This window comes from Kosakonia sp. SMBL-WEM22, from assembly GCF_014490785.1.
GTDB lineage: Bacteria > Pseudomonadota > Gammaproteobacteria > Enterobacterales > Enterobacteriaceae > Kosakonia.
In genome coordinates, this window is record NZ_CP051488.1 from 3,018,639 (window position 1) to 3,034,866 (window position 16,228).

General features: G+C 46.5%; 17 protein-coding genes and 6 pseudogenes. 7 read left to right on the top strand and 16 right to left on the bottom strand.

The genetic code is table 11. The annotated features are described in order from the left end of the window. Position 1 precedes the first annotated feature (1 nt). Positions 2-533 (bottom strand): annotated as a pseudogene (locus tag HF650_RS14460) (RHS repeat-associated core domain-containing protein); the annotation flags it as partial. A 174-nt stretch (positions 534-707) separates the two neighbouring features. On the opposite strand from HF650_RS14460, the pseudogene HF650_RS25295 reads away from it, so the two are divergent. Next, positions 708-945, top strand: a pseudogene (locus tag HF650_RS25295) (SymE family type I addiction module toxin). A 74-nt stretch (positions 946-1,019) separates the two neighbouring features. Here HF650_RS25295 and HF650_RS14465 read toward each other — a convergent pair. After that, a complete protein-coding gene (locus tag HF650_RS14465) occupies positions 1,020-1,388 on the bottom strand; it encodes a hypothetical protein (RefSeq protein ID WP_223284169.1) in 369 nt (122 codons plus the stop codon). Between the two features lie 76 nt (positions 1,389-1,464). Here HF650_RS14465 and HF650_RS14470 point away from each other — a divergent pair. Beyond that, positions 1,465-1,593, top strand: a pseudogene (locus HF650_RS14470) (integrase core domain-containing protein); the annotation flags it as partial. Positions 1,594-1,712: 119 nt separating this feature from the next. On the opposite strand, the gene HF650_RS14475 reads toward HF650_RS14470, so the two are convergent. The 9 genes from HF650_RS14475 to HF650_RS14510 all read right to left on the bottom strand — a co-directional run bounded on the left by HF650_RS14475 (position 1,713) and on the right by HF650_RS14510 (position 7,397). After that, on the bottom strand, positions 1,713-2,024 hold the full coding sequence (locus HF650_RS14475; protein WP_187799264.1) for a hypothetical protein: 312 nt from the start codon (positions 2,022-2,024) through the stop codon (positions 1,713-1,715). Between the two features lie 467 nt (positions 2,025-2,491). Beyond that, positions 2,492-2,797, bottom strand: coding sequence for a hypothetical protein (locus tag HF650_RS14480; protein ID WP_187799265.1), 306 nt, complete (start codon positions 2,795-2,797; stop codon positions 2,492-2,494). A gap of 405 nt (positions 2,798-3,202) precedes the next feature. Further along, a complete protein-coding gene (locus HF650_RS25300; RefSeq protein WP_223284170.1) occupies positions 3,203-3,406 on the bottom strand; it encodes a hypothetical protein in 204 nt (67 codons plus the stop codon). 353 nt (positions 3,407-3,759) lie between these two features. Then, positions 3,760-4,116, bottom strand: coding sequence for an SMI1/KNR4 family protein (locus tag HF650_RS14490; protein WP_187799266.1), 357 nt, complete (start codon positions 4,114-4,116; stop codon positions 3,760-3,762). Between the two features lie 11 nt (positions 4,117-4,127). Beyond that, entirely contained in the window at positions 4,128-4,556 is a 429-nt protein-coding gene (locus HF650_RS25305) for an HNH endonuclease (protein ID WP_223284171.1), read from the bottom strand. Next, on the bottom strand, positions 4,553-4,897 hold the full coding sequence (locus HF650_RS25310; protein ID WP_223284172.1) for a hypothetical protein: 345 nt from the start codon (positions 4,895-4,897) through the stop codon (positions 4,553-4,555). The genes HF650_RS25305 and HF650_RS25310 overlap by 4 nt, the downstream gene beginning before the upstream one ends. Before the next feature lie 220 nt (positions 4,898-5,117). Continuing rightward, on the bottom strand, positions 5,118-5,675 hold the full coding sequence (locus HF650_RS14500) for a hypothetical protein (RefSeq protein ID WP_187799267.1): 558 nt from the start codon (positions 5,673-5,675) through the stop codon (positions 5,118-5,120). Between the two features lie 752 nt (positions 5,676-6,427). Beyond that, positions 6,428-6,724, bottom strand: a complete 297-nt coding sequence (locus tag HF650_RS14505) for a hypothetical protein (protein WP_187799268.1) — start codon at positions 6,722-6,724, stop codon at positions 6,428-6,430. 1 nt (position 6,725) lies between these two features. Further along, positions 6,726-7,397 (bottom strand): hypothetical protein, encoded by a 672-nt coding sequence (locus tag HF650_RS14510; protein ID WP_187799269.1) that lies wholly within the window; start codon positions 7,395-7,397, stop codon positions 6,726-6,728. Positions 7,398-7,667: 270 nt separating this feature from the next. Between HF650_RS14510 and HF650_RS14520 the strand changes: the two genes are divergently transcribed. Next, the gene (locus tag HF650_RS14520) at positions 7,668-7,982 is read left to right on the top strand and encodes a hypothetical protein (RefSeq protein ID WP_223284173.1); all 315 of its coding nucleotides are present in this window, start codon (positions 7,668-7,670) and stop codon (positions 7,980-7,982) included. Positions 7,983-8,583: 601 nt separating this feature from the next. Here the strand turns inward: HF650_RS14520 and HF650_RS14525 are convergent. Further along, entirely contained in the window at positions 8,584-8,784 is a 201-nt protein-coding gene (locus HF650_RS14525; protein ID WP_187799270.1) for an antitoxin VbhA family protein, read from the bottom strand. Between the two features lie 92 nt (positions 8,785-8,876). Continuing rightward, positions 8,877-10,022 (bottom strand): annotated as a pseudogene (locus HF650_RS14530) (IS3 family transposase). 199 nt (positions 10,023-10,221) lie between these two features. Between HF650_RS14530 and HF650_RS14535 the strand changes: the two are divergent. Next, entirely contained in the window at positions 10,222-10,554 is a 333-nt protein-coding gene (locus HF650_RS14535; protein ID WP_187802701.1) for a hypothetical protein, read from the top strand. A gap of 113 nt (positions 10,555-10,667) precedes the next feature. Here HF650_RS14535 and HF650_RS14540 read toward each other — a convergent pair whose 3' ends face one another. Both HF650_RS14540 and HF650_RS14545 read right to left on the bottom strand, forming a co-directional pair. Further along, on the bottom strand, positions 10,668-11,024 hold the full coding sequence (locus tag HF650_RS14540; RefSeq protein ID WP_187799271.1) for a DUF4440 domain-containing protein: 357 nt from the start codon (positions 11,022-11,024) through the stop codon (positions 10,668-10,670). Between the two features lie 316 nt (positions 11,025-11,340). Further along, a complete protein-coding gene (locus HF650_RS14545) occupies positions 11,341-11,826 on the bottom strand; it encodes a GNAT family N-acetyltransferase (protein WP_187799272.1) in 486 nt (161 codons plus the stop codon). A gap of 410 nt (positions 11,827-12,236) precedes the next feature. Between HF650_RS14545 and HF650_RS14550 the strand changes: the two genes are divergently transcribed. After that, positions 12,237-13,670, top strand: a complete 1,434-nt coding sequence (locus HF650_RS14550) for a DNA cytosine methyltransferase (RefSeq protein ID WP_187799273.1) — start codon at positions 12,237-12,239, stop codon at positions 13,668-13,670. Positions 13,671-13,704: 34 nt separating this feature from the next. On the opposite strand, the gene HF650_RS14555 is transcribed toward HF650_RS14550, so the two are convergent. Continuing rightward, positions 13,705-14,919, bottom strand: coding sequence for a type II restriction endonuclease (locus HF650_RS14555; protein ID WP_187799274.1), 1,215 nt, complete (start codon positions 14,917-14,919; stop codon positions 13,705-13,707). A 319-nt stretch (positions 14,920-15,238) separates the two neighbouring features. On the opposite strand from HF650_RS14555, the pseudogene HF650_RS25320 reads away from it, so the two are divergent. Then, positions 15,239-15,403: pseudogene (locus tag HF650_RS25320) on the top strand (GNAT family N-acetyltransferase); the annotation flags it as partial. Positions 15,404-15,860: 457 nt separating this feature from the next. Continuing rightward, positions 15,861-16,191, top strand: a pseudogene (locus HF650_RS25325) (phosphotyrosine protein phosphatase). Positions 16,192-16,228 lie beyond the last annotated feature (37 nt).

A 16,228-nucleotide genomic window follows, 5' to 3' on the forward strand; every position in this document is an offset into this window, starting at 1 on the left:
CGGCGAGTCCCAGTCGATCAATCCATGTAAGCGGGTTCGATGCATACCGGTACAGATTCCACCCGCCGTCTAACCCAATTGGGTACTGGACAACGAACCGTCCGGTCTGTGGTCGTAATAGCGGAACAGGTTGTAGTGCAGCCCGGTTTCGCTGTCTGCATACTGCCCGGCATAGCGCAGGGGCTGGTGTGTCAGCGCCGTACTCTTAGCCAGCCTTGTGAAGCCGTCGGTCTCATGGCGAACCTCGCCGAAGCTGCCATACTGTCCGCTCCAGCGAAGGCTATCTTCTTCATCTGTCACTTCCAGCGGCGCGCCGTTCAGGTCGCTACTGAACCAGAATATCTCTCTGGCCCAGTCTTCCCGCAGATGGACGACCCGCGCCAGCTGGCTCCAGGCCCCGTTCGGCGGGCAGCAGATACAAGGCGGTTTTCCGCATCATACGTATTGTGCTGTTCATACAGCCCGCGGCGTCTTCGGCTCAGGTTGCTCCATGCTTAGTACTTCATAAACAGGTCCTGCCAGTGCTGCAGGCGGTACAACGAAAAAAAGGCCAGCTATGGCCGCTGAAGCAAGCGGAAGAAACGGATGAATGGCCTCTGTGACAATCATATAGACGAGGAGCTGGAATGTGCACCTGTACAAAAAACGCACTTATCGTACGTTTTTTGTACGGTTGGCCTTCAGAGCCCAAAGTCGGCTATGTCGGCATTTCCCACACCAACCGTAAAACCGATACTCACGCGCACCCAGCCTGAACCTTAAAGGTAACTGGCTGACAGGGTCGAGATTGGAGACCTGGCGGGGCGTGACGGTGAAGATTACGGACGGATGCCTGGCCATCATCGCGGACAACAACGATATGCAGGAACTGCGCGAGCAGCTTTATCAGGTTAAACAGGTGATTAAATTAAGGGCAGGATATTTAGTGTGCTGAAAGAGAGTTAAATAATAAAAAAGCCGGGAAGATTTGATAGTCTTTCCGGCGAAATATATGAAAAATTTTACTCACTATTTTTTATTCAATAGAACTCAATTCGGCAGTCAGACAGTTGATAATTCCGCCCATCCGATAAAAAAACACTGTCTCCTATAATTTTACCAGCAAATAATCCTAGTTGTTTTGCACCCAGTTCAATCTGTTTTCGCCAACCATCAATATCCCCCTTATATGACAACGCATGTAAAAGCTCTCCAGAGGGAAGCCATAACTTACAATTCTCAGTTATGGCACCTCCGCACGTTGGAACTGGAGGCTCTATTTGACTAGTCAGTTTATTAAATAGTCCATTCCCCAAGAAATTGTCATGCCCATCATCTGAGATGTAGCGATACTCTCTCCATCCGACGGGAGTTGAACCGGGAATTTCTCTCTCATCACCTTTTATCATGGTGTTACCTTAAATAATACATTATTCAAACCAGTACTCTGAAATATAGCATTGTAATTAGCTGCTGGCTCCGGACTATTGCGATATTCTTCATGCCCGGAAAATCATTAATGACTGGCGGCAGGACTATAACGAGTCCAGACCTTATTTATCGCTGAATTACCAGACCTTGGCTGAATTTGCAGCAAGCTGGAGAAATGGAAAATTAGGAGGTCAACAAGAGGGTTTGGTGTGCTGGCCGTACTCCAAAACCACATTTTTTTCCGCTGTTTTGTGGCACCGACATAGCTGGGGGTGACTACAGAACATTTCCTGTTCGCAGCTTTAACTTTTGTCATCGAAGAGCGTCAGATGGCGCCATTTTGCGACGTTCGCCCTATCCTGCATCGTATTAAAAAATGCAGCACCTGCGCGTCCTGTTCCGGATGGAAGCTTGCAGATATTCCACTTCCTCGCTCTCCGTTTTGTTTCATGAATTAGCTTGATGTTATAAGACTCATTCTTTTCATCGGCCTTATGCCCACCAAAAAACCGGGCGATGGATGGATATGACATCCCATTTTCGCTACGACTGACAAGAAATAAAATAACATAAGCCATGTCTTTATTCTTAACCATTTCATCAAAATTAATCATTTACACACCTCGAATCGCCACGGATAATCTAGAAGCTTTCTAGCCGTTGATAATACTGGTTTTCATATTGAGCCGGTGGCATCTGATTGCTTGAACCATGCCGACCACCTACAGTTATAAAAAAAATTTCGATGTAATCAAAAGCATTCCTGCGAGATTCTTTATGGGGACGTCCTCATGTGGCTTAAGAAGACATTACTAACATCGGGGTGTGTTAATCAACGGGGAGCAGGTCACCCGTTTTTATTTTCCGAATAGAGCATGTTACCAATTTGACACCAGAAACCGGTAACGTGCATATATTGGCAGTGATAACACACACCATGGTGCCGATTTAGAAAGCCTTCTGGCACAAAGTTACAGCTATTATCCTATCCCGCAGCACATCCTGACCACCGACTTGTTATTACGTTGAAGTCAGCCGGATAAATTATTAATATTTTAACTATGTCTTACTTGTCTTTTACTCACGAAAATAACTCACTTGCTTTTTCCTGGAGAGCTATTCCCATACCCTCTAAAAAATTCAGCTTTTCTGAAGGATAGAAGCCGTCTTTTAGATTAAATACGCCATAAATATCAACAAAAGCCAACGCAATGATCTTTGGTACTGTTTTGCTTTCTGCCCACGCATCTATAAGAAAATCAATTGCATCTAGCAACTCATTAAATTCAGCTTCATCCCATGATAATTTGCTTCTCACCCTGACAGGTAAAGATTTATCCGATAATAACAGATTATAGATTATTTTTTCAGCTTCCACAGTATTCATTTTTGACCTCCACAAGTAATATACAATTTCGCTTTCTCAACTCGTCCTACAATTAATAGTTCTCTGGAGCTTACTGAGTAATGTGTCGTCCGAGCTTTTAATCCAGGTGCAATAGTCTTATCTTCAGAAGATAAATCAATGACAATATGATATTTTTTGGTAAAAGTCACCATTCCGCTGTTTCAATTCCATACTCATTACCAGGAACCACTAAGCCTCTGCTCAAATCTTCTTTGATAAATATCTTGTCATTACTGTGCTTCGTTATGTCTTCACCACTCCAGAAGGGATTTTTTATTTTTAATTACCTGACAGGGTATTTTTAGAAAGAGAAAAATACTTTCAGCCCTTATATGTTATAAATAAATCAGCACCTGGAACAGATTTCAGGAACGCCTCGAAACTCTACTTTTGAGAGTTAATATCGAAATCTTTACGCTCAAGTACTAACATAGTATAAACATAATCTATTACAGGCTGGTAAGAAATGTTATTCGCAGCAACGATACCTCCGCTCACTCTAGTTTCAGACACTATATTTTCTGTCAGTTTTTTCAATTGCCCACTCTTTTTTGCTTCTTTTAATTTTGCTTGCAATGTTAAGGACATCTTTTTTTCTCGCATATCTGTAATGCCGCCATTACTTTCAGGTATGAGCCCGGGGTGTTAAAAGAACGCCGGACTCAAGAGACAGTTGGCAGACTGCATGCCTCACTGAGCTGCTGGAAATTACTGAGGGGCGGTACATTTGCTACTTGATCAATTGAAAAAGGGGTCGGTCACCATCAGTGGCCCTGCATTTACTGAAGCACTGGACCGGTATACCCGACTGCCCTGCTAAGTCCGCTTTCAAAGTCTATACAACATCACAGGAATATCACCACGCCTCATCTTCTGGAATATTTTTCCCCACAAAAGTTTCCAGATCTGGTTCAAGAAAGCTCTCCTCCCCATTCTCCAGGTCACCAAAAATACACCGCTCCGTCATCAGCGCCAACACAATATGGGAACCCACCTCCGTCAATTGCGAATGGAATAAAATTCGCGGGCAGGATTTTTTTGTCGAAGACTAACGTTTGATAATAGTCATCCACTGTTAATAACCCAGCGTCTTTTACATGTAAAACAGGCAGGAAGTATTTAATATCATTTTCGTAATGCGTGCTTTGATAAACGCGTCGTTTATCTGCCAGTATTCCACCATTGGTAACGAGCCATAGAGACTTTAAGGTTTCGGGGAAAGAAACTCCTAATGACTCTTCAATTTTTTTTAGCTCTTCAGCAGAGACCGCAGGCGATGTTTCTGTCAATTTAGCCATGATCTTGTTACCTATTGGCAATGTTTAGGGATACGGCCTCTCAGCCAACCTTTACTATGTGCTACTTTTATTGCTTCAGGTGAGCCATACTTCACACTAAAATGTTTTTCAAATTGGAATACTGAACCTTTATGCGGGAAAGAGGCTTTACATGCTTCAGTAGTAACTAATTGCATTGTTGATTTGCCTGTTTCTGGATCAAAATCGTCAACGTGATGCCATGTATAGTCTTTCGCATCAGCTTCACTTATACCTGCTAATTTGTAAGCTTCTGCGAAATCTCTTGCCTTTGCCCCCTGAAGTGTGACTTCAACAATATTGCGTTGTGAACCCGTTAATGGATAGAGAGATGGACTTCCGCTGAAATCTACACCACTTAATGCCAGACCCAGAGGATCTATCCATACTATAGGATTAAGCGCGTAGTTGTATAAATTCAAGTTTCCACCCTCAAGCCCAATCGGGTCCTGAACCGTAACCGTCCGGCCTGCGGGTCGTAGTGCAGCCAGGAGAGCTGCTGCCCGCCGGAGAGGGCCATATTTGTCAGATTGCCCCGCGCATCCCATGCATAGCTGAGTTCGCGGTTAACATCAGATTCGCTTACCAGATGACCTGCCGCATCGTGGGTAAAGACGATTTCATCCCCCTCAATGCCCGGGGCAACACCTTCAGCCGTCGGGGTGCGCCGGATACAGGTGCCCAGGCCGTTCTGGTCATGCATATAGCGGTACTCCGCATGGCAGGAGGTGCGCCCGGTCAGCAGACCGCTGTCGTCATACATGAACTGCTGTCAATGGCGGGCGATACCGCCAACTGCGGCAGGCCTGCCGTTTTCCTGAAGCCTAGAACGCCCCGATCATCTCACATCATCAGGGGCGAGGTGTCGTCCGGGCGGGTTTCACTGAGCGGGTGGCCGGTTTCGTCGTATGTGAAGCGGTATTTTCCACCGATGCCGTTAAAGAAGTCTTTAGGATTATGAAAATTTATGCTGCCCCCCAATCTCAGGTTGTGGGGATCTCAACGGAGAAATCGAAGCCAAGTAACCCAGCTTCTTCCACTCTGCGTTTGAATGCCTCTGTCACAAAGACACGGCTGATATCCTCTTCAATAGAAAAAAGGTACTCATCAGTGATGTTATCTGCTTTAAGTACTGGTTTTTCAATAATGAGGCCACGCTCTGTTTCACGAAATAAAGAATTCTCCCGATCGAAGCAACCTGACAGCGCTCTGGTTGGGTAATAGCCAGAAAATGCCTTCTTTTTGCTATCAGTGATGACAGGGAGAACCTGCCCTCCAGGAAGGAAAATATCTCCCAGCTTATCTAAAGCAATATCACTCAGCACATAGAATGGAGACAAAAAACTTGATATATCAGATTGATAGTTTTTCTTTCCAGTGTCGCTTTTTTTAAGCTCTAACTGCACTGGACCCAGCCCCTTGAACGCTTTCCATTTCTGAGCCATAGACAGGCCCATGATGCTGTCACTATCGTCATTATCTGCTTCAATAAAAACAGAAAAATCCACAAAATTGGATTTTAACCGGAATATTTTGCTCATAAACTTCCCAAAACTGTTTTCCAGTCTGCATTACTGCAAGCAGAAGAAAGTATGTCTCTCATGTTATCAAGTTCAGACAACACCTCACTTCTCCCGCCGATAACATCAGCTCTCAGGATTCGTTCGTTCAGGGTGCAGTTTGAATATCGAAAATTATAGCACGTCAAGGGTGTTTTTTGACCTTTCAACTTTAGCTGGCCTCAGCCGACGAAACTTACCGGAAGCCGGTATCCGGTTGCTTTTCCATATATAATCACCTGTCAGATTGATGTGTGTTCCGACCCTGTTGTTTAACCGGATACCTGACCGCCTTTCTCCTTTGCGGGAAGTGTGGCGCTTTCTCATAGCTCACACCTTAGGTATCTCGGCTCGATGTAGGTCGTTCGCTCCAGGCTGGGCTGTATGCCCCCCCCGTTCAGCCCGACCGCTGCGCCTGTTCCGGTAACTGTTACTTGAGTACAACCCGGTACCACGACAAAGCGCCACTGGCAGCGGCCACTGATAACTGGATTCACGGAGCAGAGAAGCAGAGTGCTTCTACAGAGCTCTTGAAGTGGTGGCCTGACTGCGGCTACACTGGAAGGACAGTTTAGGTATCTGCGCTCCGTGAAAGCCAGTTACCCGGTTAAGCAGTTCCCCAACTGGCTTAACCTTCGATCAAACCGCCTCCCCAGGTGGTTTTTTTTGTTTTCAGAGCAGGAGATTACGCCCACTGAAAAGGATCTCAAGAGGATCATTAATCCTCTGTGTGATTACATGACTCGCATTACGAATAAAAAAACGGCAAAAACGGCAAGAACAATAGAAGTTACTCTCCATCTTTTTCCGTGAAAGAAATAGAATGATATAGACTGAAGAAGCAATATTAAAAATAACGCGGCCGCGCCAACCTCATTACCACTACCATTACCATTATCAACAAAGCTTCCTTCTGGGATTGACGGATCCATATCATAAATAAGAGAATATTTATCCTCTGTTGCAATAAACATTGCAATAACAAGCAACACAAAAACAAAAACTGAAAACACCTTAATAAACAACCTCATCCTACCTCCAAAGCAACTTATTAAAATACACCCAATTTCTAACTATGAAATCACCATAGCGACTATCTTTCTTTATGCTCTCCAGTGTGGAGGTTATTCCTCTGTTATATCTTGCACCTATAATCCGAATATCATCAGGAGTTAATGGATCAGGTAATTTATCAAAATTAGCCAACTGCCTTAGATGCATCGCAGCAAGATTAATATTATATGTATCTTTCTCAAGGCAAACAGAAAGCGCTCTGATCTCAGGAACACTCATCTTATCGGTATCCAGTCCCATGGTCCTCGCAGCAGTCCTAAGCTGCATACTGACAAAACCGAATGATGTCCTTTCCGGTTTTGGCATAATAGAAAAATGCTTATCGATAAAATCCGGACCACTATGATCAATAACCCTAAGTTCAAAAGCATATCGGTCAACTACATTTGGATCTCCACCAACTTCAATCCAACAGACTCCGGCTAACAATTCAGGCGGTAATTTATTCATCATGGCAGCACTTTTTATTAAGCGCCGATGGTTAATAACCCATGAATCCTTAAAACCTCTGGCAAACTTCCGCCCACCACCAAAACGTTCTGGAATTACCTTCCATTTAAAAACATCCATAAACGTCCATGATGGCGACTGACTCATCCCTTTGCACTGAGAAAAATCTCGCACATCCATATAAACCTCCCTTTAAATAAACTAATTCTTATTATGCCTTAGCCGATGAACCATAGCCTTATCTAATGCTTTCTGTTCTATTGTGACCTGACCACATGGATTTCCGTCTAACCCATAGCGTACATTGTTTTTACAAAGCGCTTTATGATATCTGAAACGATATATACATTGGCGCAAACACTCCCTTAACTGCTGTTCAGTAAAGGGCAATGATATGGTGGTACACTCAGCACTCATATCAGCCAGAATCCCCTCTTTAAGCAGTTTTGGATGACTGAAGTCGAAACACTCGCCAAAGCCCCCCTCCAGAAAAGGTACGGTGGAAGACCTCTATCACCCGGATGCGCCATTATAGTAAATCATACGGAATTGAATATCCTGAAACTTCTGGCCTCCAGAGATGACGTTAACTGGACCTGGTACAATCTTGATCGGGCTATGAGCATCAAAAAAATGGATGGCATTGATAACGTCGCAAGGCTTGTCGAAAATTTGTCTAAAGCAGGTCTGGTCGATATAGTCCCAAGCGGAACATCATCCGGAATGGACTACTACTGCGTATCGGCACAAGCCACCAGTTACTGAACAGAGTCAGTTAGCAACACTTGGGCGATTTACTATAACATCCCTTGGGCGCACCGCTAAAAACGCCTCAGCGCCACTCTGACGAGTCCGGGCCAAAACCCGGCCTTTTCCCCGCACGAAACCGCAAAAATCTGCCCTGATAACTTTTACGCATCTGCATGACTATGCACGAAGGTGAACGGCAGACGGTTACAGCGTAAAGGTGCGGTGAATGCCCCGAAACGGGCGTTCTAATCACGCAAAACTGCTTTGCCAGATAAAGATCAACGCTGGGGCGATGTTAAGCAGCGAGCCGATGATACTTCGCACCACGTTAACGTGGCTTAAAAATTCAAAGTCCATGTAACCCTCCACTAAAAAAGGACGATGCGTGATGGCCAGTTGACTATCACGACAATATTTAGTGAAAAAAATTTAAGCCTTTTACATGAACCATTGAGCTGAAAGCACAGCTACTGAAACGGTGAACGGGCGCGAAATTTTTTCGTGTTCGTGAAACGTTGGCGGGGTGTCGGGGCGCAGCCATGACGAAGTGTTTTGGGTATCGACTGGTTGGGGCGGTACTCCAAAAACACATCTTGTCCCGCTTGTTTTGCCCGCGTCAGTTACTGTTCGCCCGCTTCTGGTAATGAGCCAGTATCTCAGCACGGCCTTCGTCGTAGGTGATCTCTCCGGAAAGAATGCGTACCTTTACGGACTCATAAAGCTGGGTTCCGGACGGGTCCATACCGTCAAGTCTGAGAGAGGCCTCAGCTTTACGGAACCCAGTTAAGCGAAGTTGCAGTGTCCGATCATCAATCATGGGTTTTCCTTTGAGCAGTCATGCGAATAAGGCAGGCGTAAAGTGAGCCCACTTTACATGTCCTGCCCGGAGGTTGAATCGCCACAGGTAATCTAGACACTTCCGGGCCGTTTATAATAGTGGTTTTCATATTCTGCCGGTGACATCTGATCGCTAGAACCATGCCGACGCCTACTGTTATAAAACATTTCGATGTAATCAAAAATATCGCTGCGGGCTTCTTCCCGCGTTCCGTAGATCTTTTTCTTTATCCGCTCACGCTTCAGCAACTGGAAAAAGCTTTCTGCAACCGCATTATCGTGGCAGTTACCGCGACGGCTCATACTGCCCTCCAGGCCGTGTGATTTCAGGAACGACAGCCACTCATTGCTTGTGCACTGACTGCCCTGGTCAGAATAAACCAGCAGCTGTTTTTGGGGATTACGCCGCCATACAGCCATCAGCAGTGCGTTCAGGACAATGTCCTTTGTCATCCGGGATTGCATTGACCAGCCAATAATTTTGCGTGAGAAAAGATCAACTACCACGGCAAGATACAGCCAGCCTTCGTGGGTCCTGATGTCAGTTATGTCCGTTACCCAACGCTCATCCGGAGCATCCGGATTGAGCTGTCGCCGGAGCCTGTTGGGCGACACGATACTGGCCTCGCCTTTATGTATCCGCGGGCTCCGGTAGCCGACCTGAGCCTTTATTCCGGCACGTTTCATCAGTCGCCAGACTCTGTTGACTCCGCACAGTTGCCCGGTATCCCGCAGATCCAGATGGCTCTTGCGATAACCATAGACGCATCCCGACTCCAGCCAGAACTGTTTAATCTTTCCTGTCAGTCTCAGGTCTGTCTGATGGCGTTGTGAATGCGGTTCCTGAAGTCAGGCGTAAAAGCCACTGGGATGAACATCCGGCACCCGTCAGAGCAGGCGAACAGGCCAGCAACGTGTGTTGTCACGGATAAAGGCGTACCTCCGTCGGACAGCTTTGCGAAGTACGCCGCGGCTTTTTTTAATATGTCCCGTTCGTCGGTAGCCCGCTTCAGCTCTTTCTGGAGACGGCGGATCTCGGCCTGAGCATCTGACTGTTCTTTATGAGTGTAAGAATCCCGACCGTACTTCTTTATCCAGGCGTAAAGGCTGTGGGGGGATATCGCGACGTGTTGCCACGCTGGAAACAGAATGACCACGATCAACAACTTGTTTGACTGCTTCAATTTTAAACTCTTCGGGATAACGCTTACCGCTCATGTGCACCTCTCTTTTAAGTCATCTTAAATGACTCTGAGGTGTGTGTTAAACCCGTGGCGATTCAGAAAAGGAAATACCTAGACCTTGATAGAAACATCCCCCAATAATAAAATATTGGAGTCAGGTAAACAGGTAGGCAGAACTCAAAGTGAGTATAACGAAGTTACTCATTTTAATATTCGTTAATGGTGAATGGCATATGAAATGTATATCCGTACCTACTAGCATTGAGGCTATGTCCCGGCTTGATTATGAGGCATATATTGATGGTGACCTGGTCGATGCAAGCATCACCGATGAAGATTACATCTCAATTGTGAAGCTGGGATTGGTTACTTCACTTAATGAATTATTGGACATAAATATCGATGATTATGAAGATGAGAAAATTGTAGGTATTGATGCCCTTACCCAAGCAAAATTGATTATCGAAAATATTTTCATTTCAAGTGAAAGTACAGCGGTTAATATCTTCTTGTCTCAAGTGAATAACGCTATAAAATATAAAACTGGTGTCTTCTTCTACTTCTGAAAACGTTGGTTGACCCATAACATCATTTACCAGCATCGCCCCTGTTATTGGGACGGGGGCAGCATAACGAATGAACGCATGATCTAATTAACCATGACATCCCAGTCACGAAACTAGGCACCACATGCTGCTGGCGTTCCTTGGTGAAAAAACAGAGTCCACTGTCCTTCCTCTGAACACAACCAGCATGAGGAACGTAATGCAGGACGGCTGCCGTCAGCATAAGACGTCCTGTAATGAAGCATGACGCAACCTCCCGCCATTTCGGTAAGCCGGAAATCGCTGCTGATAATAGCCGATGCCGTTTTCTCGCTTAACAGCGACGTGATCGTCTCTGAACGGTCAACCATCACGCCTGACCGGGTAATTTCGCGAAATTCCGGGTGAAGAAGCCGCTCAAGCCACTCGCGATCGTTGCGCCTGTCGCCCTGAAGGCTGCATTCAAGCAACCTGAGCTTTTCCAGAAGCATTCTGCTTATCCTCATGTGATTCTGTCGGACACTCTCTTTTAACATAACATCTCTTTGGCCGCACCCCCGTAAAGCCCCTCAGCGCCATTCTGCGGCTAACGGGCCGTTTCCGGTCCCTTTGACCTGTCCCCTGTGAATCAACACAGGCTGTTTTTAGGGACTTCCGCTTCTGGCACTAATCAGACATGCGCTCAGGACAATGTCCGCTAAGAGCGAGAGGCGGACATTCGATTCGTGGCGAAACGCTATTTTTGTGATCCCAAACAAAAAAGCTTAAACACAGTGCCAAGTCATGCGAACCAAAAGGGTATCAGAGTTATGGATCCAGCTTTGCAAACGTTGCTAAATCCTGGTGATCTAATCGAAAGTATTGTTTTTCTTCTATCAGGGATGCCCCAAGGGATAAGTAAAACTCAGCTGCTTTCGGGTTGGTAGTTTCAGCAGTCCAGTCAAATCTTGTGCAGCCATGCTCAACCGCAAAAGCCGCTATAAATCGCATAAGTGATTTACCTACCCCCTGACCTCTTACTGCAGCTGATGTGAAGAGATCTTTCATATATGCCTGACCGGAGCATTTTGGCGCAGGGAACATCATGGTGAACGTGGCGAATCCAACAAGCGATCCGTTTTTCCATGCCCCCAGGACGGTCACGCCCGAGTAGACTGAGAAAACCCGGCGGGTCAGATAAGATAACATTTCGTCATAGCTGGCACCCTCACTTCCAAAGTAATAAGTGTCCATTTCTACAAAAATTTTCGCCAGTGCAGGAATATCTGACGAATCACATATTTTTATTTTCATACTCTTCCACAAAATTTTAGGCAGCATCTCTATAGACTTAAACATACGAGATCAAAGCACGTACCTCAATTGAATAAGCTGATTTCTTCCGCTTCTGGCACTGAGCGGACGAGCTAACAGAGCTGAAAGTCCGCTTCTGGCACAGAGCGGACCGCCTGAAGCGCCTTGTGGTCCGCTGTGAGCGAAAAGCAGACTTTTTGCCCATACAAGACATACCAATCACGCATTCTTATCACTCTTCACAATATCCAACTACCTAATTGAACTAAGCCATCCTTGAAATGATATTGCTAAAAGTTCGAGCGTCTAGCTAGTCCAGTTTCTAACACTGTCTAAATATACATACAAAGAAATTCCATCTGGGTCAAATGAGTGATAAAGTTTCACCCATAAGACCCACTGGAGGTACTATGTCTGAATTTGAATTATTAGCGCAGAATCTGCTTGAAAAGGCCGAAGCGGAAGAAAAGTTGCGACAGGAAAATGATAAAAAACTCATCGAGCAGGTACTGGAAATCTATGATCAGAAATACGTGGCAGAGCTGCTCAGAAAAGTCGGTAAAAATGAATGGAGTCGCGAGACGCTTAATCGCTGGGTTAATGGTAAGTGCCCGCCAAAGTCGCTGACGTCAGCGGAAGAAGCGCTTCTGCGAAAGATGCTGCCGGAAACGCCTGCGCATCACCCGAACTATGCCTTCCGGTTTATCGACCTGTTTGCTGGCATTGGCGGTATACGAAAAGGCTTTGAAGGCATCGGCGGTCAGTGCGTGTTTACCAGCGAATGGAATAAAGAGGCTGTGCGCACGTATAAAGCTAACTGGTTTAATGATGAGCATGCGCACACATTTAATCTCGACATTCGGGAGGTGACGCTCAGTGACAAACCTGAAGTACCCGAAACCGATGCTTATGCCTACATTGACGAGCACGTGCCGGATCATGATGTACTTTTGGCCGGTTTCCCATGTCAGCCGTTCAGCCTAGCTGGAGTAAGCAAGAAAAATTCACTCGGTCGGGCGCACGGTTTCGAATGTGAAGCGCAGGGAACGCTTTTCTTTGATGTCGCGCGCATTATCCGCGCCAAGAAGCCGGCTGTCTTTGTGCTGGAAAACGTCAAAAACCTGAAGAGCCATGACAAGGGTAAAACCTTTAAAGTCATCATGGAAACCCTGGACGAGCTGGGTTATGAAGTGGCGGATGCGGCTGACATGGGCAAAAGTGATCCTAAAGTTATCGACGGAAAACATTTTCTGCCACAGCACCGTGAACGTATTGTGTTGGTTGGTTTCCGCCGCGATCTGAATATTCACCAGGGTTTTACCCTGCGAGATGTCAGTCGTTTTTATCCGGAACAGCGGCCGTCATTTGGCGAGCTGCTGGAGCCTGTGGTAGACAGCAAATACATCCTGACACCGAAGCTCTGGGAGTACCTTTACAACTACGCCAAAAAGCACGCGGCTAAGGGGAACGGCTTCGGTTTTGGCCTTGTAAACCCTGAAAACAGGGAAAGCGTTGCCCGTACGCTTTCTGCCCGCTATCACAAAGACGGATCTGAAATTCTGATTGATCGTGGCTGGGATATGGCTATGGGTGAAACAGATTTCGCGAACGAAGAAAATCAGGCGCATCGGCCACGTAGGCTGACACCGCGTGAGTGCGCGCGCCTTATGGGCTTCGAGAAGCCCGACGGCAGGCCTTTTCGTATTCCGGTGTCGGACACACAGTCTTACCGCCAATTCGGTAACTCCGTAGTGGTCCCTGTGTTTGAAGCGGTTGCGAGACTGCTGGAGCCTTACATCCTGAAAGCCGTTTCTGCCGATGCTGAGAAGGCAGAGAACATTTGAGTGCATCTCCCGGCAGGGTATGCCGGGAGATTATTCAAGGAAGATCGGCGTAAAGCCCTGTGAGCTCGGCAATAAAGGCGCCCAGCGTCATTAATTCAGCCCTTACCGCTTCCGGGTATTTTTTATGTAAGGACGACGGCACGACCAGCCTGACTCCTTCCGCCTGCATTTCTCTGTACTGTGCCTGTGATACACCCTCCTGCAGCGTAAACAGGTGAACCGGAGAAATTCTGTTAGCTTCATTCAGTATCTGGCGCCAGCGGTCTTTACAGGTGGTTTTGACGGCCAGCATGCGTAGATTGTCTGCAGGAAACTCCGCGTCATGGTAAGCCTCGGCGGAGGGGAACAAAAAGTCGGGCTTTTTATTGCCCTCCGTGACTGCCTGCGTAGCGAAATGTCTTAGTCCGTGCTCAATGAAAAGATGCTCCAGATGAAGTTCCAGTGATTTTCCGGCTCGGGATTTACGACGATTACTGACTGAGTTGGCCAACGCAATGAAATCATTCACAGAGCCAAACCCTTTACGGATGATGTCCAGAACGTGGAGTTCTTCAACAAGCAGAAATATGTCGTATTCGACGCGCCGGCGGTCAATAAGCTGCTCATCCGGATCCAGAGAATGCTTAACATAGTGACTGGCTGCATACTTAATAATTTCATTACCAGAGGGAAAGCGCTGCTGCCAGCCTTCCGGGATAATGTATTTATAATTAACTGGCGCTTGCGGCAGTGACAGGCCACCCAGAATTTGATCGGCAGGCCCGGAAATTAGCGTGCCGGGGATCACCTCACCGACAGCGGTCTCAATAACGTCCTCTTCGTCTGGACTGACGCAAACCCAGATGTCTACAGCCGTACTGTTCCCACCTTGTTCATCAAGCCTGAAGGCTAGAAGCGTCAAGGCCCCTGTATTTTCAGGGTCCTGAAGTGGGCTGCCCCTTCCCCAGCGTGTAATCCTTTTCTCATTCCGGGTTTTTCCAAAATAACGGTTGTTGTAATAAATTGCCCGAGCCTCACTGTCCGGACAGTCATGAGATGATACGTGAGCAGTGAGGAAGACCGAAGGGTTGATGTCACGGGTGTTGTTTATAGACGGAAACAGCTTTTCAACGATACCGGAAGGGATATAAAGCCCGACCTGATGGCCCCCTGTTGCGCCGGTGTCATTGGCAGAAAGTCGTTTTATATAAAAGAAGTAATTCCCGCCCGCGATCTCAAGTAGCCAGTCATGAAAAGTCGACATACACATCCCTCTGTTGTCCTGAAATTCAGATCGCCATTTTTTCACATTCAGATGAAAGCGGCCAGCAAGGCTTATTAAGATTATGCTGCTCCGTATAGGCCAGCAATCTGGGATCTTATCAACGTCCGCTTCTGGCACAAAGCGGACATTTGTATTATGCAATGTATGCCATAAGCCTAAGCAGAGGTCATACTGGCAGATACCGGCCTCGCAGCGAGTGCATCCCACTCCAGGCGCTATATAGCTTTTAAGAGAGTTGAAGTTCATCTTTACAGAAGCGTTTACTTCTTTCTGTTAAAAACGATCACGCTTCAACCGACTGTTCCTTATCGCCTCTGAACGCATCGCGGCTATCAAGAAATGTTCTCAGATTGAGCCATTAAGCAGTGAAAAAAGGGTTAAAGCGCACAATTTTTATGAAAATAATGAATATAAGGAAGTAAGAAAGCGCTTCGTAAAGCTCCTCACCGATCTGATGCCGCTTGATTAATATCCCGGTTTAAGAGATTCGATCTAACCCGTACACGCGAGGTGCGGGCTTACCAGCCAGCTGATGACGCTTTAGGGAGTTTAATACGGGAGCAGAGTGATGGTTTTAAAAACCCGTGGTGCCCGGAATGGCTTAGTGGCGATAACCGGTATGCAATATTTACCCGCAAGTTGCTAGAATCCCGCGAACTGTTCTCCCCTTATTATCCCGGCTGCTGACCCCGATCAATCTGAGAGAGAAACAATGGAAAAAACATGTAACCGAGGCTGGCGCAAAGCGCAGAAACAACGTAATAGATCTCGCGATGCCCATACGGCCTCCTTAACTTTTCGTGACGAAAAAACTGGAAGATGCTCTACACGCTGTCAGATAAATTACTGCGTGCGGTACAACTGGGATTTGAGTTTTACTAACCAGCAGCTTGCTATGCAAGGCCAGGAAGAGTATCAGCTCATTGATGAAAGTACTTTTTATATGCAGCCGTAATCAACGGCGAAGCCCTAGGACGGAACAGGTGTTCCGCCGTCATCCATCTCTTTATGTTCGCTCTGCGGGCACAAGCCGAAATGCTAAAAAGAGAGTCTCATAGGAAATGCTTCAATGGGCCGATATTATTTGTGTTATGGAACAAAAGCATAAAAACCGTTTTGTGGCTGAATATGGTCGGATAATCTCTGCATGTCCTCAATATCCCCGATGATTATCTCTTTGTGGATCCCCGGTTGATCGCAATATTTGAAGATATTGTACCTGCAACGCTGGGGCTAACCGATCAGTTGGTAATGTGAGACATCACATTACGAAACTCACCGAACCGATCGCATG

What these genes read in the sequence shown, in the direction of transcription:
- HF650_RS14475 (WP_187799264.1), bottom strand. Translation starts at nt 2,024, where the DNA reads ATGATTAATTTTGATGAAATGGTTAAGAATAAAGACATGGCTTATGTT.
- HF650_RS14520 (WP_223284173.1), top strand. Translation starts at nt 7,668, where the DNA reads ATGACTGAAGTCGAAACACTCGCCAAAGCCCCCCTCCAGAAAAGGTAC.
- HF650_RS14555 (WP_187799274.1), bottom strand. Translation starts at nt 14,919, where the DNA reads ATGTGTATGTCGACTTTTCATGACTGGCTACTTGAGATCGCGGGCGGG.
- HF650_RS14505 (WP_187799268.1), bottom strand. Translation starts at nt 6,724, where the DNA reads ATGAGGTTGTTTATTAAGGTGTTTTCAGTTTTTGTTTTTGTGTTGCTT.
- HF650_RS14500 (WP_187799267.1), bottom strand. Translation starts at nt 5,675, where the DNA reads ATGAGCAAAATATTCCGGTTAAAATCCAATTTTGTGGATTTTTCTGTT.
- HF650_RS14510 (WP_187799269.1), bottom strand. Translation starts at nt 7,397, where the DNA reads ATGGATGTGCGAGATTTTTCTCAGTGCAAAGGGATGAGTCAGTCGCCA.
- HF650_RS14540 (WP_187799271.1), bottom strand. Translation starts at nt 11,024, where the DNA reads ATGCTTCTGGAAAAGCTCAGGTTGCTTGAATGCAGCCTTCAGGGCGAC.
- HF650_RS14490 (WP_187799266.1), bottom strand. Translation starts at nt 4,116, where the DNA reads ATGGCTAAATTGACAGAAACATCGCCTGCGGTCTCTGCTGAAGAGCTA.
- HF650_RS14480 (WP_187799265.1), bottom strand. Translation starts at nt 2,797, where the DNA reads ATGAATACTGTGGAAGCTGAAAAAATAATCTATAATCTGTTATTATCG.
- HF650_RS14535 (WP_187802701.1), top strand. Translation starts at nt 10,222, where the DNA reads ATGAAATGTATATCCGTACCTACTAGCATTGAGGCTATGTCCCGGCTT.
- HF650_RS14550 (WP_187799273.1), top strand. Translation starts at nt 12,237, where the DNA reads ATGTCTGAATTTGAATTATTAGCGCAGAATCTGCTTGAAAAGGCCGAA.
- HF650_RS14465 (WP_223284169.1), bottom strand. Translation starts at nt 1,388, where the DNA reads ATGATAAAAGGTGATGAGAGAGAAATTCCCGGTTCAACTCCCGTCGGA.
- HF650_RS25300 (WP_223284170.1), bottom strand. Translation starts at nt 3,406, where the DNA reads ATGTCCTTAACATTGCAAGCAAAATTAAAAGAAGCAAAAAAGAGTGGG.
- HF650_RS14545 (WP_187799272.1), bottom strand. Translation starts at nt 11,826, where the DNA reads ATGAAAATAAAAATATGTGATTCGTCAGATATTCCTGCACTGGCGAAA.
- HF650_RS25310 (WP_223284172.1), bottom strand. Translation starts at nt 4,897, where the DNA reads ATGTATGACGACAGCGGTCTGCTGACCGGGCGCACCTCCTGCCATGCG.
- HF650_RS14525 (WP_187799270.1), bottom strand. Translation starts at nt 8,784, where the DNA reads ATGATTGATGATCGGACACTGCAACTTCGCTTAACTGGGTTCCGTAAA.